We start from the raw sequence: 23,352 nt of genomic DNA, 5'->3' as shown, positions 1-23,352 counted from the left end.
CGCGGTCATCGCGTCAAAGCCACTCAGGTATGGTATCGCGGTTTATGATTTCGTCAAAGCTTGGCCGTTCACGAATAACTGCAAATTGATCCCCATGTACCAGAACCTCAGGGATCAGGGGGCGCGTGTTATATTCGCTGGCCATCACCGCCCCATAGGCTCCGGCGCTGCGAAAGGCCACCAGATCACCCGGCGCCAGCGGTGGCATGTTGCGTTGTTTGGCAAAGGTATCACCGGTCTCACAGACCGGACCGACAATATCATAGGGTTGTTGTTCAACGCCCGGCGCCGGCTCTTGCACGGCAACGATATCGTGATGCGCCTCGTACATGGCGGGGCGGATCAGGTCGTTCATGGCCCCGTCGAGGATCAGAAAATCGCGCCCCTCACCGGATTTCACATAGATCACCTTGCTGATCATCAAACCGGCATTGCCCGCGATCAGACGACCAGGTTCGATCTCGATCTCGCAATCCAGATGGCCCAGCGTTTTCTTGATCAACGCACCGTATTCTACGGGCAGCGGTGGTGCGTCATTGGCACGGGTATAGGGAATGCCCAAACCTCCGCCCAGATCGAGACGGCGGATATTGTGACCTTCGGCACGCAGCTGCTCAGTCAACTCTGCGACTTTGGTATAGGCCAGCTCGAACGGCTCCAGCTCGGTCAGTTGCGAGCCGATATGGACGTCGATGCCAATCACCTCAAGCCCGGGCAGGGACGCGGCGTGGGCATAGACCTCTGACGCGCGGGCGATGGGAATACCGAACTTGTTCTCGGACTTTCCTGTAGCGATCTTGGCGTGGGTTTTGGCATCAACATCCGGGTTAACCCGCACAGTGATCGGCGCAACCACACCCAATTCCAGCGCTACAGCGTTAATCACTTCCATCTCGGGCTCGGATTCGACGTTGAACTGACGGATGCCCCCGATCAGCGCGGTGCGGATCTCATCCACAGTTTTGCCAACGCCTGAGAACACGATTTTTTCGCCTGGCACACCCGCCGCCTTGGCGCGCAGGTATTCCCCGCCCGAGACCACATCCATCCCCGCGCCCGCCTGCGCCAGCGTTTTCAGAATCGCCTGATTGCTGGCGGCTTTCATCGCATAGCAGACAAGATGCTCGGTCCCTTCCAGCGCGTCATCGAACAACTGGAAATGGCGCAGTAAAGTCGCGGTGGAATAGACGTAAAACGGGGTCCCGACCGCGGCAGCGATTTCGGAGATTGGGACATCCTCGGCGTAAAGCGCGCCGTCGCGGTAGAGAAAGTGATCCATGACAGCGCGCTTAGACCAAAACCGCCCGGCGGATCAATGGATTCCGCACATCCGGCGGTATTCGGTCAGTTGGTGACAGAAACGCCAACCCGACCATAGCCCGAAATCGAAACACCAGAGCTGCCGGAATTCGCCTCGGGTTCGGGACGGGAGTTGTGCGAAGGCTCGCAGGCTGCAAGTACGGCAATAGTCAGGATCAGGCCGAAAATCTTCATGATGTCATCTTAGCTCAGGAAATTCGGCACCAGGCCGATCATACGTGCGAACATGGGCGCTGCGTGGACAAAATGCAATTACCTCAGAGGATTAAACCCCAAGAAAAACACCCAATCCACCGCGCCGAAAGCCAACACCACCACCAACATAGGTGCCGCTGCTTCCGACGCCTACATTGGCGCTCATCGTGGGTTGGATCGGCTCGCCATCTGCGCCACAGGCGGCCAGGGCAAACCCAGCCGCAATCAGCAGGACAACACGGAGAATTTGCATCATACCAACGCCTTCCATCGCTTGATCTGGGCCCGCACCTGATCCGGTGCGGTGCCGCCATAAGACTGGCGCGAGTTTACCGAATTTTGGACGGTAAGGACAGAATAGACGTCATCGGTGATATCTGCGTGGACCGATTGCATGTCCTCCAGCGTCAGGTCAGGCAAGTCGCAGCCTTTGCTTTCGGCCATGGCCACCAGCGATCCGGTCACATGGTGGGCGTCGCGGAACGGCAGGCCCAATACACGAACCAGCCAGTCGGCAAGGTCGGTAGCGGTCGAGAACCCCGAGCCCGCTGCCGCCGCAAGGCTCTCGCGGTTGGCAGTCATGTCCTTAACCATACCTTCCATCGCAGCCAGCGCCAGCATCCAATTGTCGGCGGCATCAAAGACCTGCTCCTTGTCTTCTTGCATGTCCTTGGAATAGGCCAGCGGCAGGCCTTTCATCACCATCATCAATGCAGTATTTGCACCGTAAATGCGGCCCACTTTGGCGCGGATTAACTCTGCGGCATCCGGGTTCTTCTTCTGCGGCATGATCGACGAACCAGTCGAAAACCGATCAGACAGGGTGACAAATCGGAACTGGGCCGAAGACCAGATCACCAGCTCTTCAGCAAAGCGCGACAGGTGCATGGCGCAGATCGAGGCGGTCGACAGGAACTCAAGCGCGAAATCGCGGTCGCTGACTGCGTCCAGCGAGTTGGCGGCAGGCCGGTCAAAGCCCAGCGCCTCGGCCGTCATCTGGCGGTCGATGGGAAAAGACGTCCCAGCCAAAGCTGCAGCCCCCAAGGGGGATTCGTTCATCCGGGCTCGCGCATCGCGGACGCGGCTCAGGTCACGGCCAAACATCTCGACATAGGCCATCATGTGGTGGCCCCACGTCACCGGCTGTGCGGTTTGCAGATGGGTAAAGCCTGGCATGACCCAATCGGCCCCGGCCTCGGCCTGCGCCAAAAGCGCGCGGATCAGGGCCAGCAGGCCGCTCTCTGCCGCGTCCAGTTGATCACGCACCCACAGTTTGAAATCGGTCGCAACCTGGTCATTCCGGCTGCGGCCCGTGTGCAAACGACCTGCAGGCTCGCCAATAACCTCTTTCAGACGCGCTTCGACATTCATGTGGATGTCTTCCAGCGCAGTCGAAAACTGAAATTCCCCGTTCTGAATTTCTGACAAAACGGTGAGCAGCCCTTCCCGAATTGCCTGCGCATCACTATCAGTTATTACGCCTGTGGCAGCCAACATGGCGGCATGGGCGCGCGAGCCTGCGATGTCTTGGGCTGCCATCCGCTGATCGAACCCGATCGAGGCATTGATTGCCTCCATGATCGCGTCTGGACCGGCGGCAAAGCGGCCGCCCCACATCTGGTTCGAAGATTGATCGGTCATGTAAGAAAACCCGGAGTTGATATGCGCCTATTTCGTCTGATCCCCCTTTATATGGCCCTTGCGCTGGGTGCAAACGCCGCTTTGGCGACAGATGCCGAAACGCTTGGCCCGCTGCGCGATGGAACACTGAAACGCCTGATCCTGCACAAAGAACCCAAGCCCGCAAAAACAATCGAATTCCAGCTGGAAGATGAGGGCGGAGTTGGAACGCTTGAGGACTATGCCGGCAAGTATGTTCTGGTGAACTTCTGGGCCACGTGGTGTGCGCCTTGCCGCAAAGAGATGCCGCAGATTGCCGAGCTGCAAGAAGAGTTCGGCGGTGACAAGTTTGAGGTTCTGACCCTTGCCACCGGGCGCAACTCACCCGCCGGGATCAAGAAGTTCTTCGAGGAAAACGGCATCAATAACCTGCCGCGCCATCAGGACCCCGGTTCAGCCGCCGCGCGCGAGTTTGGCGTTGTTGCGTTGCCAATCACCGTTATTCTGGATCCTGAGGGTCAGGAAATTGCCCGGCTGATCGGCGATGCGGAATGGAATTCAGAAAGTGCCAAGGCGATTATCGCGACGCTTGTCGGCGCTGAAAGCTAAGCAAAACACATAAGAAAATTGCGAATCGTGTTATTCTCCCAATTATTAGTTTGGGGGGAATAGCTGTGAATTCTATTGCCATCTTGGCCGCGGCAGCCAGTGTCCTGTGCATTTCGGCGGCTGCCGCAGACGCCAAAGACATCAAAAAGAAGCAGCAATTCATGGATGCTGTCATCGGCAAGAAACTTGTGCGCAATAGGTATTGGTTTATCGTCGCGGCAGACGGCACGATTTACGGGGATACCGCCCAAAAAGGTAAAATCAAAGGTGCCTGGGTCTGGAACAAAAGGTACTACTGCCGAAATCTCTTTATCGGGACCACGCAACTTCCTGTGGATTGTCAGAAAGTCGCAATCGACGGAGACCAAGTAGTTTTTACGCGTAAGAAGGGAAAAGGTAAGGCCGTGCCTATGACCATTTCCGACTAGGCAGAAAACACTGCATTCACATGTGCTAGAATAGAAATGGTCTTTTGGGGCCGGATTTTCTAATTGCTACCAGTGAAAAGGAGGCAACAATGAAACCAGTGGTTCTGTTGATCGGTCGCTTGCCGAATGTAATCGGCGACGTGGCGCGGCGTCTGGATCACATGCCTATCCAATGGCTGGGCGCGCATGATCAGGATGAGGTCCGGCGGCAACTGGATGCCGAACCCCGGATCGTCTGTGCGGTCATGGGTGCGGGCCTGGATGACAAGATCCGCGGCGAGATGGTCGGCATCATCGCAGCACGCAGGCCAGACATCTGCATACACCTGAAAGACAGGGCCTCGGGGCCTGATGGGCTGGTGCCCTTTGTCGAACGCGTGGTGCAGCACGAAGTCCTGGACACGTTCGAAGCTGGCTGACGTAACGCTACCTTTGACAGCGTCATAGCCGCTCTGCAATCTGTCGGGCGGGAGGATAGAATGCCGCTTGAAATACTTCTGGTTCTGGTGGTCGGAGGCATCGTCGGCATCACCGTTCTGCTGCACCTGTCAGGGCGGTCACGCGTGCGCGAACTGACCCCCCAGACCGCGCGTTCGGAATGGCTGCGCCATGCGCCGGACGACGTAATAATTGATATAACAATCGCACATGACAAGCGGTCCGCCCTGATCCGTACCGAGACGGGAAACGGGCTGTTGTGGTCCTTTGGTGCCGATACGGTGGCGCGCCACCTTCTGGATTTCGACTGGATCGACCACCCCGAGGGTTTCGAAATTCAATTTCATGACTTCGGCACGCCCAAAGCCCTGATCCGCCTTGACGATTTCGAACGCCCCCACTGGCAAAACCTGATGGACCCCGCATGACCGACCAAGTGAGCTTTCCCGACGCCGTGCAATGGGCGGTGCCGTTCTTCATCGCCGCCATTCTAGCCGAGTTCCTGTGGATCGCTTTCAAAGGCAGGGGCGGACGGTATGAGACGCGCGATGCCGTCACCTCGCTGATCATGGGGGCGGGAAATATCGCCTCGGGGTTGCTGCTTGGGTTCATCGCATATGGCTTTTTCATGTGGCTGTGGCAGATCACGCCGCTGAACCTGGGCACCTCGATTCCGGTGATCATCCTGTGCTTTGTGCTGGATGATTTACGCTATTACTGGGTGCATCGGTTCGGTCACCGCATCCGCTGGGTCTGGGCCAGTCACGTGAACCACCACAGTTCTCAACACTACAATCTGACCACGGCGCTGCGGCAGACATGGACCTATACGTTTACCTTCATGATGGTGGTACGTGCGCCGCTGATCCTGCTGGGCTTCCACCCGGCGATGGTGCTGTTCTGCGGCGGCTTGAACCTGATCTATCAGTTCTGGATTCACACCGAGGCGATTGGGAAAATGCCCCGCTGGTTCGAGGCGGTGATGAACACCCCTAGCCACCACCGCGCCCATCATGGACGGAACGCGCGTTATCTGGATTGCAACTATGCCGGGGTTTTCATCATCTGGGACAAACTGTTTGGCACGTTTGTGCCCGAACAAAAGGACGACCGCGTCGATTACGGGCTGGTCCACAATATCGGCACGTTCAACCCGCTGCGCGTGGCCTTTCACGAATGGGTCAGTATCTGGCGCGACGCAACCCAGCCGGGGCTGACGTTGCGCGAACGTCTGGCCTATTGCTTTGCTCCACCGGGTTACAGCCATGATGGCAGCCGCGAAAGCTCGGAACAGATCAAAGCCCGGCATCTGGCGCGCCATCCCGAAGATCACGGAACGCCCGGTTTTGAACAACTTGAGGCCCAGACGCTCAATCCACAGGCAAAACAGGCTTAAATCCGCCTGTTCGACTCTCTGCTTTCTTGAAAACGGGATTTCACATTCCATATTCAGCGGATGTGACCCGTAGCCAGTAATCCGGAGGCCGCCATGACCCGTTTGATGACAGTATCGACCACACTTGGTTTGATCGGTCTGGCTTTGGCCATGTTGACGGCACTGACGGGTGGCCCCTCAACCATCGTTGCATTGGGCTTTGTCATGCTTGCACTGGGCTTCATGGGAGCCGTGGTCGGCGCCGCCGCTGTACTAGGACGGGTTTGGGAATCCGCGCGCTGACACCTGGCAAATTCGCTCCTCTTAACCGCAAATTCATACCTTTGCCTTGAAATAAGGCCCTGACCGGTGACGTTAAGGGGCTTGGCAAGGACATGCGGGACAGGAAACAGGCAGATGCGCCCGACGGTGCCGAAAGCCCGCTGAACGCAGCCGTCGCATCCCGCGACGAATCCTCGGTTCAGATGGCGACCGAGGCGGTAAAGCACAAACAATGCAAACTGGCCTTTCAGCCGGTCATGCAGGCGCATCAACCATTCGGTGTAGCGTTCTACGAAGGGTTCATTCGGGTGCTGGACGAAACCGGGCGGGTTATTCCTGCACGGGATTTCATGCCGCAATTGGAAAACACCCCGATCGGGCGCGATCTGGATTGTGTCGCATTGGAAATGGGGTTGAGGACACTGATCAATAACCCCGAAATCCGCCTGTCCGTCAACATGTCCGCACGTTCGATCGGCTATGCGCGGTATTCTCGGGTTTTAGATCGGTTTCTCAAGAAAGACGCCAATTTGGGCGAACGGTTGATCCTGGAAATTTCGGAAAGTTCGGCCATGACTGTGCCCGAGTTGGTGATCGATTTCATGGACCGGCTGCAACCGCGCGGCGTTGCGTTTGCGCTGGACGATTTCGGTGCCAGCAATTTCAGTTTCCGCCACTTTCGCGAGTTTTTGTTTGATGCCGCCAAGATCGACGGTCAGTTCGTCCGCGGAGTTTCCGAAAACCCGGACAATCAAGCGTTGGTCCGGGCACTGGTCGCTGTGGCCCGGGAATTTGAAATTCTAGTAACCGCCGAATCGGTCGAAACCAGGGGCGATGCCGAATTCCTTGTGGTCAATGGCGTGGATTGCTTGCAGGGGTTTTTGTTCGGCGCACCCACTGTGTCGGACCCTTGGAAAGACAAAAAACTCAAGAAAACCGGTAGTTAAAGATTTAGAATCCATTTCCAATTTACCTGAGACAAGCTGACCGTTGCTGCAATTGCAGCGTTACGCTATTCCATGAGCAGTTGGAGCGGGGGATCATGAGGCGCTCTGGATCTTAGAGGCCAGACCTCTGCGATCTGCGTCATCACGGTTCCCACTGGACCTTGATGGTAAAGGATTGTCTATATGACTAACGTAGTAATCGCATCTGCAGCCCGTACCGGTGTCGGCAGTTTTGGCGGCTCGTTTGCAAACACACCCGCACATGATCTGGGCACTGCCGTACTCGAAGCAGTTGTAGAACGTGCCGGAGTTGACAAGGGTGAAGTCAGCGAAACCATCATGGGTCAGGTACTGACGGCTGCACAGGGCCAGAACCCGGCGCGTCAGGCCCATATCAATGCGGGTCTGCCGCAAGAAAGCGCGGCTTGGGGCATCAACCAGGTGTGTGGCTCGGGTCTGCGCGCGGTTGCGTTGGGCGCACAGCACATCCAGCTGGGCGATGCCGAAATCGTGGCCGCCGGTGGTCAGGAAAATATGACCCTTTCGCCCCATGCCGCCGCGCTGCGCGCCGGTCACAAGATGGGCGACATGAAATATATCGACACGATGATCCGCGATGGTCTGTGGGATGCCTTCAACGGCTATCACATGGGCCAAACCGCTGAAAACGTTGCTGAAAAATGGCAGATCAGCCGTGACATGCAGGACGAATTTGCCGTTGCCTCGCAGAACAAGGCCGAAGCGGCGCAAAAGGCTGGTAAATTCGCCGACGAAATCACGCCCTTTACCATCAAGACCCGCAAGGGCGACATCGTGATGGACAAGGATGAATACATCCGCCACGGCGCAACCATGGAAGCCATGGGCAAGCTGCGCCCGGCCTTCACCAAGGATGGCTCGGTCACCGCAGCCAATGCCTCGGGCCTGAACGACGGTGCCGCCGCCACCCTGCTGATGTCAGCCGAAAACGCCGAAAAGCGCGGGATCGAGCCTCTGGCCCGCATCGCCTCTTACGCCACGGCGGGTCTGGACCCGGCGATCATGGGCGTTGGTCCGATCTATGCCTCGCGCAAAGCGCTGGAAAAAGCGGGCTGGTCGGTTGACGACCTGGATCTGGTTGAAGCCAACGAAGCCTTTGCCGCACAGGCTTGTGCCGTGAACAAGGACATGGGTTGGGACCCATCCATCGTGAACGTCAACGGTGGCGCAATCGCTATCGGTCACCCGATCGGCGCATCGGGCTGCCGCGTTCTGAACACCCTGCTGTTCGAAATGAAGCGACGCGACGCGAAAAAGGGTCTGGCGACCCTTTGCATCGGCGGCGGCATGGGTGTCGCCCTGTGTGTGGAGCGCGACTAAGTGCTTTGACAACTAAATGGAAAAGGGCGTCTACTGGGCGCCCTTTTTTGTTACATTCCGGCCCTATCCCTTAGATGCGACAATATCGCCGAACAGAAAGATCAAAACGAAGACGAAACGATATTGCGCAGCAATCTCTCTCAGAGTAACAGAATTACCAAGTCAGACTTAATTGGAGGATTCCTCAATGGCACGTACAGCACTCGTCACCGGCGGTTCCCGCGGCATCGGCGCATCAATTTCCAAGGCGCTCAAGGCCGAAGGCTACAATGTTGCAGCCACCTATGCCGGCAATGACGAAGCCGCCGCAAAATTCACCGAGGAAACCGGCATCGCCACCTACAAGTGGAACGTGGCCGACTATGATGAATCAAAAGCGGGCATTGAAAAGGTCGAAGCCGAAGTTGGCCCAATCGACATCGTGGTCGCCAATGCAGGCATCACCCGCGATGCCCCGTTCCACAAAATGACCCCTGAGCAGTGGCATCAGGTGATCGACACCAACCTGACCGGCGTTTTCAACACCGTCCACCCGGTATGGTCCGGCATGCGCGAACGCAAGTTTGGCCGTGTGATCGTCATCAGTTCGATCAATGGTCAGAAAGGCCAGTTCGCGCAGGTGAACTATGCCGCGACCAAAGCGGGTGATCTCGGTATTGTGAAGTCCCTCGCGCAAGAAGGGGCCCGTGCTGGTATCACCGCGAACGCCATCTGCCCCGGCTACATCGCAACCGAGATGGTGATGGCGGTTCCCGAGAAGGTTCGTGAATCCATCATCGGTCAAATCCCGGCTGGTCGACTGGGCGAGCCCGAGGAAATCGCGCGCTGCGTGGCATTTCTGGCGTCGGACGATTCTCAGTTCATCAATGGCTCGACAATTTCGGCCAACGGTGCGCAATTCTTCGTCTGATCTGCAGACCCACGAACAGTTCAGGCCGGTCCTTTTGGATCGGCCTTTTTCGTTCTGAAACCGACAGTTAAAGAATTGCACGTCTTCCCGGTGGTTGTATCCTTTCAAAGCAGATCGGTAAAAAAGGTCACGGCCCTATGACAAAATCTCAGGCAACAGCGATTGGGTTTGTGGCTGTGCTGCTGTGGTCTTTACTGGCGCTGTTCACAGTCGGCTCGACCCCAACCCCACCGCTTTTGCTGAACGCCATCTGTTTTTCTATCGGCGGCACGCTGGGCCTGATCTGGACATGGGCCAACGGCGGTTTGCCCCAATTACGGGCGGTGCCCTGGACAACATATCTGTTCGGTGCCACGGGCCTGTTCGGCTATCACGCGCTTTATTTTTCGGCCCTGCGCATGGCTCCAGCAGCTGAGGCTGGGTTGATCGCCTATCTCTGGCCCCTGCTGATCGTGCTGTTTTCCGGGCTATTGCCGGGCGAGCATCTGCGTATCGGTCATCTGTTTGGGGCTAGTCTGGGCTTTGCCGGAGCTGCGGTCATCATCGCAGGGGGCGGTAGCGCAGGGTTTCAGACCGCTCATCTACCGGGGTATGGGCTGGCGCTGCTGTGCGCGCTGACATGGTCGGGATATTCTGTCCTGTCGCGCCGTTTGGGGGACACTCCGACCAGTTCGGTCGCCGTGTTCTGCATCGCGGCGGCGATTGCCTCGGGCGCGCTGCATCTGGCCGTTGAAGAAACCATCTGGCCCGACAGCGCCTTTGGCTGGGCTTCGGTCGTGGCACTGGGTCTGGGGCCGGTGGGTCTAGCGTTTTATGTGTGGGATATCGGGGTAAAGCAGGGTGACATACAAATCCTCGGTACTGCTTCTTACGCGGCACCGCTGTTGTCTACGCTGGCTTTGGTTGGGGCCGGGATCGCCGCCCCGTCCTGGGGTCTGGCGATCGCGGCCGTGTTGATCACTGGCGGCGCGGCCATTGCCGCGCGGGCGAGCTTGCGTCGCTAGGCTGACAGGCGCTCGATCTCTTCTTTTAACTTAAGCTTCTGCTTTTTGAGTTGTGCAATATGGAGATCGTCGATGCCAGGCGAGCGTTGGGCTTGTTCAACTTCAAGACCGAGTGTTTCGTGCTTTTTCTTCAGTTCGGTCAGGTGTGCGCTCACGCTCATGGCGATACTCCTCTGTTGGTGTCTGAGTTTCACGTAAGAAGTTGATCACATCGTTTCCACCCTGTCACGCTGCATACGCACAGATTCTGTAATAAATCCGACAAATTCGGCTGGTTACTGCCTATTGGCCGGACAACCCCGGCAGGGCGGCCGCATCGCGCAGCACCGCCGAAACCTGCGGTGTGTAGCTTTCACCGTCTTTTTCGTGGCGCGCGCCTGCATGCAAAATCAACGGCGCATGCAACCGAAACGCGGCCTTTCCGCCCTTTTTGGCGCGTAAAATCACTAATTCGGCAGCCCGACCCGCGCGTGCCGCCAAAGGCAACACCTCGACTGAGCCCAGGCGCCCCGTGCAGCCCGCAAGCATATCTGGCAAACGGTCGGCCTTTTGGATCATGTGCAAATAGCCGCGCGGTGCGAGACGTTTGGCCGCAGTGTCGAACCAAACACCCAGTGGTGTGCCCTCACCCAGCGCGATTGCCCGTCCGTCATCCGCAGCGGCACTGTGCGCTCCGGCGCGGTAATAGGGCGGGTTGGCGATGACATGGTCAAACTGGCGCTGTTTCAGATCGGCAGGCAGGGCGGCAAGATCGGCCTCGACCACCTCGAACGACGCGGCGTTCTCGGCTGCGTTGCGACGGGCCAGCGCGGCATAGCTGGCCTGCAATTCCACCCCGACCCCTTGCAATCCGGGCACACGCGCCAGAAGGCACAGGATCGCGGCGCCTGCCCCGCAGCCCAGTTCCAGCACGGTGTGACCACGTGTCGCCGGAACCGAGGCAGCCAGCAAGACCGGGTCCACGCCCGCACGATATCCCGAACGCGGTTGCCACAGGCGCACACGGCCGTTCAAAAAATCGTTACAGGTCAGATCATTATCCGGCAAGTGGCTCATCGACCCAGCGGAATCTCATTATCGCGCATCACCCGTTCAGCCCGTGTCAGGTCATCAGCCCGCACCATCAGACGACGGGGGAAGATTCCGATGCCGCCTTCGAGGATGCTCATATTTACGTCCATCTGAAAGCAGTCTATATCCTCACCCTCAAGAAGGGCCGAAGCAAAGGCCAGGATCGTCGGATCGGTGCTGCGCAAAAGTTCTTTCATAGGGATGGATGTAAGGGCAAGGTAAGTCGAAAGTCGAGCCTTGTATCAGGAGTGTGATGGAAATCGACGCGATCACAAAACCGCATGAGCGGTTGGCTGACCTTCTGACCAGCGAAATGGCTGCGGTGAATGAGCTGATCCGCACGCGCATGGTCTCTGATCACGCGCCACGCATCCCCGAAGTGACAGCACATCTGGTTGAGGCCGGTGGCAAACGTCTGCGTCCGATGCTGACCCTGGCGGCCGCACGTCTGTTCGGTTACGCGGGCGACCACCATGTGCGGCTGGCCGCGACGGTTGAGTTCATCCACACGGCAACCCTACTGCATGACGATGTGGTGGACGAAAGCGCCCAGCGGCGTGGCCGCCCAACGGCGAACCTGCTGTGGGACAACAAATCCAGCGTTCTGGTGGGCGATTACCTGTTCTCCCGCAGTTTCCAGTTGATGGTTGAGACCGGGTCACTGCGTGTTCTGGACATTCTGGCCAATGCCTCGGCCACCATTGCCGAAGGTGAAGTGTTGCAGATGACCGCGGCCACCGATCTGGGCACGGATGAGGCGATTTACCTGCAGGTTGTACGTGGCAAGACCGCCGCCCTGTTCTCTGCCGCGACCGAGGTTGGCGGTGTAATCGCCGGAGCGTCTGAGGAACAGGTCAAGGCGCTGTATGACTATGGCGATGCTTTGGGTATTGCCTTCCAGATCGCTGATGATCTGCTAGATTATCAAGGTGATAGCAAGGCCACCGGTAAAAATGTCGGCGACGATTTCCGCGAACGCAAGTTGACCCTGCCGGTGATCAAGGCCGTGGCGCAAGCCACCCCTGATGAACATGTCTTTTGGGAGCGCACGATTGGCCGGGGTCGCCAAGAAGAGGGTGACCTGGACCACGCGCTGAGCCTGATGGGAAAATACGGCACGCTTGACGCCACCCGGTCAGATGCGTTCGACTGGGCCGCCAAGGCCAAGGATGCGCTGGCGCCCCTGCCCGATCATGAGATTCGCAAGCTGCTGCGTGATCTGGCCGATTACGTGGTTTCGCGCCTCAATTAAGCTGCACCGCACGGCACCACCAATCGGGATGGGCCGCGCCGATCTCGTACGCTGCAAAATGCGCGTCTTTCATTGTGGGATAGAGCGCGAAACAGGTCGAACCTGACCCCGACATGCGGGCCAACAGCGCCCGCGTAGTCAATCGCAGTGAATCCAGCGCAAACTCAATTTCGCGGGCGATGCCCATTGCGGGGATTTCCAGATCATTCCGCTGGTCACGCAACCATTCGGCGCAGGCCCCGGCATTCTCGAATTCCGGGATATCAATCGGCATGGGCAGGTTGTCCCGCCGGGCCAATGCCTCGAACACCGAAGATGTGGGCACCGGAATACCCGGGTTGACCAGAACTGCGGGCAAATTCGGAAGGGACACGGACGTTAGCCTATCGCCAATTCCCTGCATTCGTGTCGCTTGGGCGGCCATGCAAACAGGTACATCAGCACCCAGAGAAACAGGCAGGTCCTCTGGTATGTTGACCCCCTGACCAGACAACGCCCAAAGGGTCGCGGCGGCGTCAGACGAACCGCCGCCAATCCCGCCACCATGCGGCAGCACCTTGTTCAGATCGATATGGCCCGTCCACCCGGCGGCTTGGGCCGCTTTCCAGACCAGATTGCGACTGTCCGCAGGCACGCCTGCCGCGTGTTCTCCGGTGACTGAGATCGACAATTCAGGGCCTGGTGTAAACTGCAACCTGTCGCCCACATCAGCAAATACGACCAGCGAATCCAACAGGTGATATCCATCAACCCGCTGGCCGGTCACATGCAGAGTCAGGTTGATCTTGGCGGGCGCGAAGGCCTTAGTTGCCATTGGCGACCTTCAACGGTTCCGCCCCTTCTTCGGCCAGAACCTCGTCGAGGCCAATCTCCAGCTTGCGACGGATACGGTCGGGATCAGCCTCGGCATCCGTGTCTTCAGGATCAATGAAGGACAGGGCGCGTTTCCACTGGAACTCAGCCTCGCGCGCGCGGCCCACAGCCCAATAAACATCACCCAGATGATCGTTCACCACTGGATCAACCGCCATCAGCTCAACCGCGCGCTCCATATGTTCGACCGCCTCATCATAGCGGCCCAGACGGAACAGGACCCAGCCCAGACTGTCGACAATGTAACCGCTGTCGGGGCGCGCCGCGACAGCGCGTTCGATCATGTTCAGCGCCTCATCCAGTTTTTCGCGCCGTTCGACCAGGGAATATCCCAAATAGTTCAGCACCTGCGGCTGATCTGGGTTCAACTCTAGCGCGCGGCGGAAATCGGTCTCGGCCTGATCCCATTGCTTGAGCCGTTCGTGCGAGATGCCGCGGGCATAGTGCAAAAACCAGTTCCCACCCTCGGTCAGTTCGATGGCACGATCATAAGACGCGACAGCGCTGGTGTATTCTTCTTGCTGGCGTTGCAGATCGGCCAGAGCTACATGAACGCTGGGCAGGTTTGGGTTCTGGCTGGCCAGGGTCTGCAACACCTCGGCAGCAGCATCCTTTTTGTCCGACCGGCTAAGCACCTCGGCCCGGCCAAGTTCAGCCGCGTGATAATCACTGCTGCTGGCGGGCACCTGACGATAGGCTTCCACGGCCAGATCATATTGCTCCAGCACGTCCAGCAATTCGGCACTCAGCAAGATCGCATCCACATGTCCTGGACGCAGGAACGCAGCCGTGCGCACATAAAGCAGGACATAGTTCTGCGCCGCCTCATTGCTCAGCGCTGCGCCAACGGAAAAGAAAACCTCGGCCATGCCATCTTGCGCCGATCGAACATGGGTGAACGGCAGGGTATCACCATCGGACAGGCGCGCCACATAACCTTCGATCGACGGGTCGCTGCCGGCCGCAAATACCTCACCCAGAAATTTCTGTGCCTCTTCATTGCGGTCCAGTTGCGACAAAACCTCGGCCCGGGCCAAAGCGGCCCGTCGCGAAAAGCGGGCAACCGCACCGTTATGGGCCGTGAATACTTCTTCGGCCCCTTCAAAATCGCCAACCGAGGCCAGCGCCAGCGCCTTGTGGTACAGTGCAAAGTCGCGCAAGCCATCCTGCGTTGCGACCTCGTCAAACTGCTCCATCGCGCGGGTCATGGCCCCTTGGCCAATGTATGCCCATCCCTGTACCAAACCGTCGACCAAAGGCCCCACGCCTTGCGTTTCGGGATCACGGGCCAGCAATTCATCCAGTTTGCCGTCGGCCACCAGATTGGCGGTGATCACCATCCTTGCTGCCTGACTGGGCAGACCGGCATCCTCAATCATCTGCGCAACAGGTAGCGCGCGTGCCACATCGCCCAGCGCCAGCCGTGCGACAACCACGCTTTCCAACAATGCTGCATTTTCAGGATCGGCTTTCAGGGCCTGCGCATAGTATTTTTCAGCGGCTGAATAGTCGTTCTGATAGATGGCCTGACGGCCAGCCAAATACGCACCGGACCCCGAATCCGCCACAGCTGGAAGCACAATCGACGAGGTGAAGAGCGCAGCCATTGCGGTGCGACGAACCAGAGAAATCACCAAAATCCTGCCTTGCTATTCTTGTCTGCGCAACAAGCTAGGGCTTTGGCTGGCAAGAGGCAATGGCAGAGCCTTCACGACCCTGCCAGTGCCCGGTTTTTTGCTTACATATTTGGATAGTTTGGCCCGTCGCCACCCTGCGGCGTGGTCCAGGTGATGTTCTTGCTGGGGTCCTTGATGTCGCAGGTCTTGCAGTGGACGCAGTTCTGGAAGTTGATCACGAAGCGCGGATTACCTTCATCCTCGACCATCTCATACACACCCGCCGGGCAATAGCGCTGCGCCGGTTCGTCGTATTTGGGCAGGTTGACTTTGACCGGGATGTCCGGGTCCGCCAGTTTCAGGTGGCAGGGCTGGCTCTCCTCGTGATTGGTCATCGCAAACGAGACGTTGGTTAGGCGGTCAAACGACAGCGTGCCATCGGGTTTGGGATAATCGATAGGCTTGTGTTTGCTGGCCTCTTCGGTCGAATCCGCGTCGTTCTTGCCATGGCCCACTGTGCCCAACAGCGAAAAGCCCAGCGTGTTGGTCCACATATCCAGACCGCCCAGCATCAGGCTGGCAGTCAGACCCCATTTCGACCAGATCGGCTTGACGTTTCGCACCTTTTTCAGATCGCTGCCGATGGGGCCATTGCGCACATCGGTCTCGTAGTCGGTCAGCTCATCGCCCGAGCGTTCTGCCTTGATGGCGTCAAAGGCAGCTTCGGCCGCGGCTTTGCCCGACAGCATCGCGTTGTGATTGCCCTTGATGCGCGGCACGTTGACCATGCCCGCCGAACAGCCCAACAGCGCCACGCCCGGCGCTACCAGTTTCGGCATCGACTGATAGCCGCCTTCGGTGATTGCACGGGCACCATAGGCCACGCGCTTGCCGCCCTTCAGCAGCTCGGCCACCATCGGGTGATGCTTGAAGCGCTGGAATTCCATATATGGGTACAGATGCGGGTTTTTATAGTTCAAGTGAACCACAAACCCGACATAGACCTGATTGTTTTCAAGGTGATAGATAAAGGATCCGCCGCCCGCGTTGCTGCCCAGAGGCCAGCCCATCGTATGCGTGACGGTGCCTTCCTTGTGCTTGGCGGGGTCGATCTCCCAGATCTCTTTCATGCCCACGCCGTATTTTTGCACCTCTTTGCCAGCCTGCAGGTCGTATTTGGCGATGACCTCTTTGGACAGCGAGCCGCGCACGCCTTCGGACAGGAAGACATATTTGCCGTGCAGCTCCATACCAGGTTCGGTGTTGGGGCCGTATGAGCCATCGGTTTCCAGGCCAAAGACGCCGGCCACAACGCCTTTGACTTCACCATTGTCACCATAAACCAGCTCTGAACACGCCATGCCGGGGAATATTTCCACGCCCAGCTCTTCGGCCTGTTCCGCCATCCAGCGGCAGACATTCCCCATCGAGACGATGTAGTTGCCGTGGTTGTTCATCAGCGGCGGCATCGGGAAGTTGGGAATACGGATCTTACCCGCCTCGCCCAGCATGTAGAAATTGTCTTCGGTCACCGGCGTGTTCAACGGCGCGCCTTTTTCCTTCCAGTCGGGGATCAGTGCATCCAGACCACTGGGGTCCAATACCGCGCCCGACAGGATATGCGCGCCCACTTCCGAGCCTTTTTCCAGAACAACGACGTTCAGGTCCGCGTCCAGCTGTTTCAGACGGATGGCTGCCGAAAGGCCCGCCGGGCCTGCGCCCACGATAACCACATCGTATTCCATCGCTTCGCGTTCAATCTCGGCCATCGCGGGCTCCTTAGCTAACTTTCCGAATTGGCGCTTTCTACATGCTGTCGGCGCAATATTGTTTCACGGCTGATTACATGGTTGCTAAGACCTTGGTCAATCAAAACACGGCGTAACATTGCTGCAATGCGGCAGTTATGTATCGGGAGAGTCCCCCATAAGGTACCTGGGACCGCTACCATGGCATTTGGCGCGGTCGTCCGGGTTGTAAAGGGCGCATTTCGGAAGGCTGAGGCAGCCACAGCCGATGCACCCATCCAGATTGTCGCGCAACCGCGTCAAGGTAGCGATTCGCTGATCCAGACGGTCACGCAGCCCGACACTGATTTTCTTCCAATCCTTGGGCGTTGGTGTGCGGTTGCCAGGCAAGTCGGACAAAACATCCTTGATCTCGGGCAACGTCAGGCCAAACTGCTGGGCGATCATGATGAAACTCAACCGCCGAATATCAGCGCGCTGATACCGCCGCTGCCCACCCGCATTGCGCCAGGGCGCGATCAGCCCCTGCGCCTCGTAGTACCGGATGGCCGACACAGCCAACCCCGTGCGCCGGGCCAATGCGCCAATTGCCAGCCCTTCGGAAACTGCCATTATCCTCATTTAATCCCTTGACCTAAAGTTAGGTTTAGAAATTACAGTGAGTCGTGACAAGCCTCAATTCGCAAAGGAGACCCCATGATGGCGACGCTTGAACACACCAACTTCACCGTTCGCGACCCGCAGGCTTCGGCCGCATGGATGCACACGGTGTTTGGTTGGAAAACCCGCTGGGAAGGCCCGGCCATTGCGGGCGGCTATACCGTGCATGTGGGCAGCGCGCATACCTATCTGGCGCTTTATGCGCCCAGCGATCCGCAGCCATCCGGCGAAAGCAGTTACGACATCATTGGAGGGCTGAACCACGTGGGTGTTTTGGTCGAAGATATCGACGCCACCGAGCAGCAAGTGATCAAAGCCGGCTTCACGCCCAAGTCACATGCGGATTATGAGCCCGGAAAACGGTTCTACTTTGACGACGACAATGGCATCGAATTCGAAGTGATTAGTTACAACTAGGGCGTTCCGGGAAACATCTTACAAACTCGTTATCGCCAATTTCCCGAGAGCGCGAAGTGCGGCAGGGTATTGGCGATTCAAACTTTTCCCGAACATCATAGGCCGTAATCCGCCCGCTGCGGGGCCAAGACCTCTTGCAATTCACGCCTCATTTGGGTCAGGTATTTGCCAACCCATCAATTCGCCCCGACGCTGGTTCCATGCGGCGGGGCGCATCAATTTATGCGTGGACGACAAGACCATGGAAAAAATTCCGATGACGCCTACGGGCAATGCCGCGCTTGCGGCAGAGCTGAAAAACCTGAAATCCGTTGAGCGCCCAGCTATCATCGAGGCCATTGCTACGGCCCGCGAATTGGGTGACCTGAAGGAAAACGCCGAATATCATTCGGCCCGCGAAAAACAGGGCTTTATCGAAGGCCGTATCAAAGAGCTGGAAGGCATCCTATCGCTGGCCGATGTGATCGACCCCGCCAAGCTGTCCGGTGCGATCAAATTCGGCGCCAAGGTCACGCTGGTCGATGAGGACACTGACGAGGAAAAGACCTGGCAGATCGTGGGTGAGTATGAGGCCAATATCGAAAACGGTTTGCTCAACATCAAATCCCCCATTGCCCGTGCCCTGATCGGCAAGGACGAAGGCGACAGCGTCGAGGTCCGCACTCCCGGCGGCGTGCGGTCTTACGAAGTCCTGAGTATCGAGTACGCCTGACCGGAGCGTCCTTCATGTCCGAGCCCACGCCAGAGCAGGAAGCCGAGCGGCCAACGTCGTTGGGTATTTACGACAAGCCCTCGCGGCCGTCCGTGACCGAGATCGAGATTGCGGCCGTCGTGCTTAGCGTGATCTGGCTGGTGGTTTCGGTGGTGTTTCTGGTGCTGCCCGACGACGTCGAGGGCGGTGGGTTCGTGGTGACCTTGCTGGCGGTGTTCATGCCGGTAGCAATGATCTGGGTCGCGGCTACGGCGATGCGCGCCAGCCGCGTCATGCGCGAAGAAAGCGAGCGTCTGCAGACTGCGATTGATGCGATCCGGCAGACCTATGTCCTCCAGCAACAGCGGGCCGCCATTTCCCACGAACCGGCCGTCAGCAAGAAGTTGGACGAAATCGCTGAATCCGCGAAAAAGACCGAAAGTACACTGGCCACGTTTTCGACCAAACGTAGCGAACCTGCGCGGGCGGCAGCGTCAAACGGAACCGGCGACCAAACCTCGTTGGAGCTGGGTACGCAGGCCGAGGACATCGCGCCGCCACTCAGCACCGATATTTTCATCCGAGCGCTGAATTTCCCTGAAACGCAGGATGACGCCGAAGGGTTCGACGCCTTGCGTCTGGCGTTGAAGGACCGCAAGACCGCCCAACTGGTGCAGGCTTCGCAGGACGTTCTAACGCTGCTCAGCCAGGAAGGCATCTATATGGATGACCTGCGCCCCGACATGTCCCGCCCCGAGATCTGGCGGCAATTCGCGCAGGGTGCCCGTGGTCGCTCGGTGGCGGCTTTGGGCGGTATTCGGGATCGGTCGTCGCTTGCGCTGACGGCGGCGCGGATGAAGCAGGACCCGATTTTTCGCGACGCCGCACATCATTTTCTGCGCCGCTTTGACCACATGATCGTGGCTTTTGAACCTGAGGCCAGCGATGCCGACCTGACCGCATTGGGTGAGACCCGAACGGCGCGAGCCTTCATGTTACTGGGGCGTGTGGCCGGAACCTTCGACTAAAGGCCGAAACTGCCATAGGGGATGAACCGGACTAAATCGCCCGGTTTGATATCGCGCGCGCCGTCCTCGATCTCGACCAGCCCTTCGGCCCAGCTGAGCCCGCTGATCCGGCCCGATCCTTCAGAGGCAAACACCTCGACCCGGCCATCGCGCACTCGGGCGCGCAGATATTCGCGGCGGCCCGGTTTCTTGCGTTTTTCAAAGGCGGCGGGCAGATCGAACCCCTGTGGGTCCTGCCAGCCCTCACCCGCCATCAGACCCAAAGCCGGGCGCGCAAAGATCAGGGTGCAGACCTTAGCCGCAACCGGATTACCGGGCAGGCCAAAGACCGGTGTGCCTTCCCACAATCCCAGAGCCAGCGGCCGCCCCGGTTTGAGCGCTATCCTCCATTCCTGCATCGCCCCCGCCTGCCGCAACAGGGCCGATACGTGATCCTCATCCCCGGCTGACGCGCCACCGCTGGTCAGGATTACATCCGCCTGTTCCGCCGCCGCATTCAGGCGATCGCGCAAATCTTCCCGGTCATCAGAAACCCGCCCCATATCCACCGGCTGAAACCCCATGCGGTCGATCAGTGACAACAGCATCGGGCGGTTGGCATCGAATATCTGGCCTGGCCCGGCCTTGTCTCCGGGTTCGATCAGTTCATCACCGGTCGACAGCACCGCCACACGCAGCGTCTTGCGCACTGGAACTTTTGCAATTCCGGTAGCCGACAACAACGCCAGATCGGCGGGCGTCAACCTTCGCCCGGCAGACAGAACCAGATCGCCCGCGGTCACGTCCTCACCTGCACGGCGGGTGTTTGCACCCTGTTTCAGGGGGCCGTGAAAAGCGATGTGGCCATCTTGTACGGTCACGTCCTCTTCTAAAATGACCGTATCCACACCCGCAGGCAACGCCGCGCCGGTCAACACCCGCAGCGCATGGCCATGCGGCACCGTGCCATCAAACGGGATACCTGCAGCCGCGCGGCCCGGATGCAATGGCATCACTTGCGCACCCTCGGTCATCGCGCCCGCAAATCCATAGCCGTCAACGGCCGTATTCGGCTGCGGCGGGTTCGAGCGTTTAGCGATGATATCCTCTGCCAGAATGCGCCCCATAGCCTGCGGGAGCGCAATTGTTTCAACAGGCACAACTACCGTCAGCCGCTGGCGCAGCAGGGCCAGCGCGTCATCCACCGGCGTCCAGCTCACCCCGGCAGGCAAAGCAAAGCAATCGTTGCGCAGGGGCGGTGGGGCAATATCCGGCTTGCGTTGTGACACTCCCAAAATCCAGCCTTCCTCTGCTGCGTTGACGTTCAGATGGTTCTCCAATTCCTCGGGTCGCATCCCGGCCAGTGACAGTGCGACCTGTTCCACCTGCCAGGCGTCCTTGATCCGGTCTTTCGGCCCGGCCCCCAGGGTAAGCGAGGGCCAGATTTCCACAAAGGCGACTGGGGTGTCCAGCGGCTCGAACGGCCAGACCGAGATTTGTCCGGTAAATGCGCGGCGCAGACGGGCCAGAACCGGCAGGCCAGTCATGACCTGACCACCCACAGCACCGGCCCCGCCCATTTGCCAACACGTAAAGCTGCCCTTGGTTTCGGGGTTCAGTTCGACGCAACGGCGTTCGAGAAATGGGTTGTGATAGTCCGCCTTGTTTTTGGGCAGACCGTCGATGCCGCGTCGCAGGCCATTGAACCAGAACGGACCCTTGCCGCCAAAACGGCGGTTAATCTCTCCGGCCAAATCAAACCGGTTGTTGGCTTTTGGCGAATCCTCGATCCGGCTCTCGAACCAGTCCCACAACCGCAACGGATCATCCGATCCGGTCAGCGCACGGGCGAACCCTTTGGGATAGCCAAAGGGGAAATCGAACCCCAGACACAGCCGCCGTCCTGAGGCAATCTCATCCGCAATCAGGTCGTGCAGCCATTCCTCGGCAATCTTGCGGTTTCTAAGGTATGTCGGTTCTTCCGCCCTGCCCTTACGCACCACACAGGCCCAGATGGCATCCTTGCGTTCGGAAAGGCCGGTGTCATTGCCACCGGACCAATCGACCATGGCAAAACTATCGAAACCGGTCACAAACCAACCTCTTGCAGAATGAAATCGGCGATGGCTGCGGTGTCATTCAGGTCAAAGACCGGCACAACCACATCGAGCGGCGTGTCACTTGCGACGGCGCGGATCGTCGCGTTCTCAGGCGCCATCAACGGGTTCGCGGCCACGGCCCGATAGGCTTCGACCTTGGGGTGGGCCTCGCTTTTAAACCCCTCGATCAACACTAGATCGACTGGCGACAGTCGCTCTAGTAACTCATTCAATGGAGGCTCGGGCACGCCGCGCAGCTCTTGCATGATCGCGACGCGCTGACCCGAGGCCAGCAGAACCTCGGACGCGCCCGCAACGCGGTGACGATAGCTGTCAGTGCCCGGCTGATCGACATCGACATTGTGATGGGCGTGTTTCAGGGTCGAAACGGTAAAGCCGCGCCCGGTGATCTCAGTCACCAGCCGCTCCATCAACCCAGTCTTGCCCGCGTTTTTCCAGCCGGTGACGCCGTAAACCTTCATGCCTGCTCCAGCAGTTGTTCCGCCCGCGCCAGATCGTCGGGTGTGTTGACGTTGAAGAACGGATCAAAGGGATCGGCCGGGAACAGCGCCTCGCGCCCGTCATGTTTGTCGGTCCACAGCACGACCTTGCGCAGGCCGTCATTCAGCGCATCCCGCAGATCGTCGCGTAATGCCACGGGCCAGAGACCAAAGGTCGGGTGCCGATTGACCCGTTTTCCACCACCGGATTTCAACGCCTCATCCCCGGTGCGTGGCGTTGTGGCCAGCACCAGCGGAAGCGTTTGCCCCTGGGCAGCGTCGGTCAGTCGCGCGACCAGATCGCGCGGAAAAAACGGCGTGTCAGCGGCAGCGGTGACAATACAGTCAGCCCCTTGCGTGGCCGCCCAATCCAGCCCGGCCAGAACGCCCGCCAAAGGCCCCGCGAACCCTTCGATCGTGTCAGGCAGAATGGGCAAGCCCAGATCAGCGAACCGCTCGGGATCTCCATTGGCATTCAGCGCAAGGCCATCCACTTGCGGCGCAAGCCTGTCGATCACATGGGACAGCAGGCTTTGCCCGCCGATCTGCAACAGACCTTTGTCACCGCCGCCCATCCGGGTGGCAAGGCCGCCTGCGAGGATAACTCCGAGAGGGCAAGTCATGTGGAGATCTCCGGGAGTTCATGGGGCCGCGTCGTCAGGAAATTGACGCCAGAGAAGGTCAAAAAGAACATCGCGGCGTAAAATCCGAAGAAAAAATAGGAAAACACAAAAAATACGGAGAACAAAACTGCGAAAGCGCGTCTACATCTTTTCAGTTCTGAAATTATTTCCGGCGTGCCGTTTATGCATCCTGAAAACAACAGATTTCGTGACACTCTTCGGTTGCGCCGGGGTATGTCGAGTCTTGCCAAAAGAGGCCACCAAAGCCGGGCCGCAATCCAAAATCCTGCTATGCCAAAAACCACGAA

28 protein-coding genes are annotated in these 23,352 nt (G+C 58.6%); 14 read left to right on the top strand and 14 right to left on the bottom strand.

Features of this window, described 5'->3' with window-relative positions:
- Positions 1-13: 13 nt before the first annotated feature.
- The 4 genes from lysA to argH form a co-directional block, all read right to left on the bottom strand.
- Positions 14-1,279, bottom strand: coding sequence for a diaminopimelate decarboxylase (gene lysA, locus ACR0DL_RS13385; protein WP_480663324.1), 1,266 nt, complete (start codon positions 1,277-1,279; stop codon positions 14-16).
- Between the two features lie 65 nt (positions 1,280-1,344).
- Positions 1,345-1,494 carry a hypothetical protein gene (locus tag ACR0DL_RS13380; RefSeq protein ID WP_170350645.1) on the bottom strand — a complete coding sequence of 50 codons (150 nt, stop codon included), beginning with the start codon at positions 1,492-1,494 and terminating at the stop codon, positions 1,345-1,347.
- Between the two features lie 91 nt (positions 1,495-1,585).
- Entirely contained in the window at positions 1,586-1,771 is a 186-nt protein-coding gene (locus ACR0DL_RS13375; protein WP_413247489.1) for an argininosuccinate lyase, read from the bottom strand.
- Complete coding sequence (gene argH, locus ACR0DL_RS13370) at positions 1,768-3,156, bottom strand: argininosuccinate lyase (protein ID WP_170551657.1); 1,389 nt, start codon at positions 3,154-3,156, stop codon at positions 1,768-1,770. Before argH ends, ACR0DL_RS13375 begins: the two co-directional genes overlap by 4 nt.
- 21 nt (positions 3,157-3,177) lie before the next feature.
- Between argH and ACR0DL_RS13365 the strand changes: the two genes are divergently transcribed.
- The 10 genes from ACR0DL_RS13365 to yddG all read left to right on the top strand — a co-directional run bounded on the left by ACR0DL_RS13365 (position 3,178) and on the right by yddG (position 10,487).
- Positions 3,178-3,744, top strand: coding sequence for a TlpA disulfide reductase family protein (locus ACR0DL_RS13365; RefSeq protein ID WP_170361358.1), 567 nt, complete (start codon positions 3,178-3,180; stop codon positions 3,742-3,744).
- A gap of 65 nt (positions 3,745-3,809) precedes the next feature.
- Entirely contained in the window at positions 3,810-4,172 is a 363-nt protein-coding gene (locus tag ACR0DL_RS13360) for a hypothetical protein (RefSeq protein ID WP_170350649.1), read from the top strand.
- An 89-nt stretch (positions 4,173-4,261) separates the two neighbouring features.
- Positions 4,262-4,591, top strand: coding sequence for a hypothetical protein (locus ACR0DL_RS13355; protein WP_170350651.1), 330 nt, complete (start codon positions 4,262-4,264; stop codon positions 4,589-4,591).
- Positions 4,592-4,651: 60 nt separating this feature from the next.
- Positions 4,652-5,038, top strand: coding sequence for a hypothetical protein (locus ACR0DL_RS13350; protein WP_170350652.1), 387 nt, complete (start codon positions 4,652-4,654; stop codon positions 5,036-5,038).
- The gene (locus ACR0DL_RS13345; RefSeq protein ID WP_480689593.1) at positions 5,035-6,006 is read left to right on the top strand and encodes a sterol desaturase family protein; all 972 of its coding nucleotides are present in this window, start codon (positions 5,035-5,037) and stop codon (positions 6,004-6,006) included. Before ACR0DL_RS13350 ends, ACR0DL_RS13345 begins: the two co-directional genes overlap by 4 nt.
- Before the next feature lie 93 nt (positions 6,007-6,099).
- Positions 6,100-6,288 (top strand): hypothetical protein, encoded by a 189-nt coding sequence (locus ACR0DL_RS13340; RefSeq protein WP_170350656.1) that lies wholly within the window; start codon positions 6,100-6,102, stop codon positions 6,286-6,288.
- A 92-nt stretch (positions 6,289-6,380) separates the two neighbouring features.
- Positions 6,381-7,214: an EAL domain-containing protein gene (locus ACR0DL_RS13335; RefSeq protein WP_480689591.1), complete on the top strand. Its 834-nt coding sequence runs from the start codon at positions 6,381-6,383 to the stop codon at positions 7,212-7,214.
- Between the two features lie 183 nt (positions 7,215-7,397).
- Complete coding sequence (locus ACR0DL_RS13330) at positions 7,398-8,573, top strand: acetyl-CoA C-acetyltransferase (RefSeq protein ID WP_170350658.1); 1,176 nt, start codon at positions 7,398-7,400, stop codon at positions 8,571-8,573.
- 187 nt (positions 8,574-8,760) lie between these two features.
- A complete protein-coding gene (gene phbB / locus ACR0DL_RS13325; protein WP_170350661.1) occupies positions 8,761-9,483 on the top strand; it encodes an acetoacetyl-CoA reductase in 723 nt (240 codons plus the stop codon).
- A gap of 137 nt (positions 9,484-9,620) precedes the next feature.
- Complete coding sequence (yddG, locus tag ACR0DL_RS13320) at positions 9,621-10,487, top strand: aromatic amino acid exporter YddG (RefSeq protein WP_170516728.1); 867 nt, start codon at positions 9,621-9,623, stop codon at positions 10,485-10,487.
- On the opposite strand, the gene ACR0DL_RS13315 is transcribed toward yddG, so the two are convergent.
- The 3 genes from ACR0DL_RS13315 to ACR0DL_RS13305 all read right to left on the bottom strand — a co-directional run bounded on the left by ACR0DL_RS13315 (position 10,484) and on the right by ACR0DL_RS13305 (position 11,755).
- Positions 10,484-10,648 carry a YdcH family protein gene (locus tag ACR0DL_RS13315; protein ID WP_170350663.1) on the bottom strand — a complete coding sequence of 55 codons (165 nt, stop codon included), beginning with the start codon at positions 10,646-10,648 and terminating at the stop codon, positions 10,484-10,486. The two genes, yddG and ACR0DL_RS13315, sit on opposite strands and share 4 nt — an antisense overlap.
- Before the next feature lie 121 nt (positions 10,649-10,769).
- Positions 10,770-11,543 (bottom strand): tRNA1(Val) (adenine(37)-N6)-methyltransferase, encoded by a 774-nt coding sequence (locus ACR0DL_RS13310; RefSeq protein WP_170350664.1) that lies wholly within the window; start codon positions 11,541-11,543, stop codon positions 10,770-10,772.
- Complete coding sequence (locus ACR0DL_RS13305; RefSeq protein ID WP_037316655.1) at positions 11,540-11,755, bottom strand: putative signal transducing protein; 216 nt, start codon at positions 11,753-11,755, stop codon at positions 11,540-11,542. Before ACR0DL_RS13305 ends, ACR0DL_RS13310 begins: the two co-directional genes overlap by 4 nt.
- Before the next feature lie 56 nt (positions 11,756-11,811).
- Between ACR0DL_RS13305 and ACR0DL_RS13300 the strand changes: the two genes are divergently transcribed.
- A complete protein-coding gene (locus ACR0DL_RS13300; protein WP_480638708.1) occupies positions 11,812-12,810 on the top strand; it encodes a polyprenyl synthetase family protein in 999 nt (332 codons plus the stop codon).
- On the opposite strand, the gene ACR0DL_RS13295 is transcribed toward ACR0DL_RS13300, so the two are convergent.
- The 4 genes from ACR0DL_RS13295 to soxR all read right to left on the bottom strand — a co-directional run bounded on the left by ACR0DL_RS13295 (position 12,803) and on the right by soxR (position 17,659).
- Complete coding sequence (locus ACR0DL_RS13295; protein WP_170350670.1) at positions 12,803-13,624, bottom strand: 4-(cytidine 5'-diphospho)-2-C-methyl-D-erythritol kinase; 822 nt, start codon at positions 13,622-13,624, stop codon at positions 12,803-12,805. The genes ACR0DL_RS13300 and ACR0DL_RS13295 overlap by 8 nt on opposite strands.
- Positions 13,614-15,290 (bottom strand): tetratricopeptide repeat protein, encoded by a 1,677-nt coding sequence (locus ACR0DL_RS13290; RefSeq protein WP_480689747.1) that lies wholly within the window; start codon positions 15,288-15,290, stop codon positions 13,614-13,616. Before ACR0DL_RS13290 ends, ACR0DL_RS13295 begins: the two co-directional genes overlap by 11 nt.
- 131 nt (positions 15,291-15,421) lie before the next feature.
- On the bottom strand, positions 15,422-17,068 hold the full coding sequence (locus tag ACR0DL_RS13285; protein WP_480689588.1) for an electron transfer flavoprotein-ubiquinone oxidoreductase: 1,647 nt from the start codon (positions 17,066-17,068) through the stop codon (positions 15,422-15,424).
- A gap of 135 nt (positions 17,069-17,203) precedes the next feature.
- On the bottom strand, positions 17,204-17,659 hold the full coding sequence (gene soxR / locus ACR0DL_RS13280; RefSeq protein WP_480689586.1) for a redox-sensitive transcriptional activator SoxR: 456 nt from the start codon (positions 17,657-17,659) through the stop codon (positions 17,204-17,206).
- 84 nt (positions 17,660-17,743) lie between these two features.
- On the opposite strand from soxR, the gene ACR0DL_RS13275 reads away from it, so the two are divergent.
- From ACR0DL_RS13275 to ACR0DL_RS13265, 3 genes are all read left to right on the top strand, one after another.
- Positions 17,744-18,124, top strand: coding sequence for a VOC family protein (locus ACR0DL_RS13275; RefSeq protein WP_170361344.1), 381 nt, complete (start codon positions 17,744-17,746; stop codon positions 18,122-18,124).
- A 241-nt stretch (positions 18,125-18,365) separates the two neighbouring features.
- Complete coding sequence (gene greA, locus ACR0DL_RS13270) at positions 18,366-18,836, top strand: transcription elongation factor GreA (protein ID WP_058282071.1); 471 nt, start codon at positions 18,366-18,368, stop codon at positions 18,834-18,836.
- 14 nt (positions 18,837-18,850) lie between these two features.
- On the top strand, positions 18,851-19,843 hold the full coding sequence (locus ACR0DL_RS13265) for a hypothetical protein (protein ID WP_170361343.1): 993 nt from the start codon (positions 18,851-18,853) through the stop codon (positions 19,841-19,843).
- Here ACR0DL_RS13265 and ACR0DL_RS13260 read toward each other — a convergent pair.
- Genes ACR0DL_RS13260 through mobA form a run of 3 tightly spaced genes read right to left on the bottom strand, consistent with a single transcriptional unit; the run spans position 19,840 to position 23,044 of the window.
- Complete coding sequence (locus ACR0DL_RS13260; RefSeq protein WP_480689584.1) at positions 19,840-21,915, bottom strand: molybdenum cofactor synthesis domain-containing protein; 2,076 nt, start codon at positions 21,913-21,915, stop codon at positions 19,840-19,842. The two genes, ACR0DL_RS13265 and ACR0DL_RS13260, sit on opposite strands and share 4 nt — an antisense overlap.
- Complete coding sequence (gene mobB / locus ACR0DL_RS13255) at positions 21,912-22,403, bottom strand: molybdopterin-guanine dinucleotide biosynthesis protein B (RefSeq protein WP_480638702.1); 492 nt, start codon at positions 22,401-22,403, stop codon at positions 21,912-21,914. The genes ACR0DL_RS13260 and mobB overlap by 4 nt, the downstream gene beginning before the upstream one ends.
- Entirely contained in the window at positions 22,400-23,044 is a 645-nt protein-coding gene (gene mobA, locus ACR0DL_RS13250; protein ID WP_480689582.1) for a molybdenum cofactor guanylyltransferase MobA, read from the bottom strand. The genes mobB and mobA overlap by 4 nt, the downstream gene beginning before the upstream one ends.
- Positions 23,045-23,352: the final 308 nt, after the last annotated feature.

It is taken from the genome of Ruegeria sp. BB5, from assembly GCF_056539405.1.
This window is presented reverse-complemented; position numbering and strand designations above follow the sequence as displayed.

Bases quoted from the DNA above. Each gene is read 5' to 3' on its own strand.
- ACR0DL_RS13315 (WP_170350663.1), bottom strand. From the start codon at position 10,648: ATGAGCGTGAGCGCACACCTGACCGAACTGAAGAAAAAGCACGAAACA.
- ACR0DL_RS13335 (WP_480689591.1), top strand. From the start codon at position 6,381: ATGCGGGACAGGAAACAGGCAGATGCGCCCGACGGTGCCGAAAGCCCG.
- ACR0DL_RS13365 (WP_170361358.1), top strand. From the start codon at position 3,178: ATGCGCCTATTTCGTCTGATCCCCCTTTATATGGCCCTTGCGCTGGGT.
- ACR0DL_RS13265 (WP_170361343.1), top strand. From the start codon at position 18,851: ATGTCCGAGCCCACGCCAGAGCAGGAAGCCGAGCGGCCAACGTCGTTG.
- ACR0DL_RS13275 (WP_170361344.1), top strand. From the start codon at position 17,744: ATGATGGCGACGCTTGAACACACCAACTTCACCGTTCGCGACCCGCAG.
- ACR0DL_RS13310 (WP_170350664.1), bottom strand. From the start codon at position 11,543: ATGAGCCACTTGCCGGATAATGATCTGACCTGTAACGATTTTTTGAAC.
- ACR0DL_RS13380 (WP_170350645.1), bottom strand. From the start codon at position 1,494: ATGAAGATTTTCGGCCTGATCCTGACTATTGCCGTACTTGCAGCCTGC.
- ACR0DL_RS13295 (WP_170350670.1), bottom strand. From the start codon at position 13,624: ATGGCAACTAAGGCCTTCGCGCCCGCCAAGATCAACCTGACTCTGCAT.
- ACR0DL_RS13340 (WP_170350656.1), top strand. From the start codon at position 6,100: ATGACCCGTTTGATGACAGTATCGACCACACTTGGTTTGATCGGTCTG.
- mobB (WP_480638702.1), bottom strand. From the start codon at position 22,403: ATGAAGGTTTACGGCGTCACCGGCTGGAAAAACGCGGGCAAGACTGGG.
- ACR0DL_RS13355 (WP_170350651.1), top strand. From the start codon at position 4,262: ATGAAACCAGTGGTTCTGTTGATCGGTCGCTTGCCGAATGTAATCGGC.
- ACR0DL_RS13375 (WP_413247489.1), bottom strand. From the start codon at position 1,771: ATGATGCAAATTCTCCGTGTTGTCCTGCTGATTGCGGCTGGGTTTGCC.
- phbB (WP_170350661.1), top strand. From the start codon at position 8,761: ATGGCACGTACAGCACTCGTCACCGGCGGTTCCCGCGGCATCGGCGCA.
- ACR0DL_RS13285 (WP_480689588.1), bottom strand. From the start codon at position 17,068: ATGGCCGAGATTGAACGCGAAGCGATGGAATACGATGTGGTTATCGTG.
- argH (WP_170551657.1), bottom strand. From the start codon at position 3,156: ATGACCGATCAATCTTCGAACCAGATGTGGGGCGGCCGCTTTGCCGCC.
- ACR0DL_RS13350 (WP_170350652.1), top strand. From the start codon at position 4,652: ATGCCGCTTGAAATACTTCTGGTTCTGGTGGTCGGAGGCATCGTCGGC.
- yddG (WP_170516728.1), top strand. From the start codon at position 9,621: ATGACAAAATCTCAGGCAACAGCGATTGGGTTTGTGGCTGTGCTGCTG.
- ACR0DL_RS13330 (WP_170350658.1), top strand. From the start codon at position 7,398: ATGACTAACGTAGTAATCGCATCTGCAGCCCGTACCGGTGTCGGCAGT.
- lysA (WP_480663324.1), bottom strand. From the start codon at position 1,279: ATGGATCACTTTCTCTACCGCGACGGCGCGCTTTACGCCGAGGATGTC.
- mobA (WP_480689582.1), bottom strand. From the start codon at position 23,044: ATGACTTGCCCTCTCGGAGTTATCCTCGCAGGCGGCCTTGCCACCCGG.
- ACR0DL_RS13290 (WP_480689747.1), bottom strand. From the start codon at position 15,290: ATGGCTGCGCTCTTCACCTCGTCGATTGTGCTTCCAGCTGTGGCGGAT.
- ACR0DL_RS13345 (WP_480689593.1), top strand. From the start codon at position 5,035: ATGACCGACCAAGTGAGCTTTCCCGACGCCGTGCAATGGGCGGTGCCG.
- greA (WP_058282071.1), top strand. From the start codon at position 18,366: ATGGAAAAAATTCCGATGACGCCTACGGGCAATGCCGCGCTTGCGGCA.
- ACR0DL_RS13305 (WP_037316655.1), bottom strand. From the start codon at position 11,755: ATGAAAGAACTTTTGCGCAGCACCGATCCGACGATCCTGGCCTTTGCT.
- ACR0DL_RS13300 (WP_480638708.1), top strand. From the start codon at position 11,812: ATGGAAATCGACGCGATCACAAAACCGCATGAGCGGTTGGCTGACCTT.
- soxR (WP_480689586.1), bottom strand. From the start codon at position 17,659: ATGGCAGTTTCCGAAGGGCTGGCAATTGGCGCATTGGCCCGGCGCACG.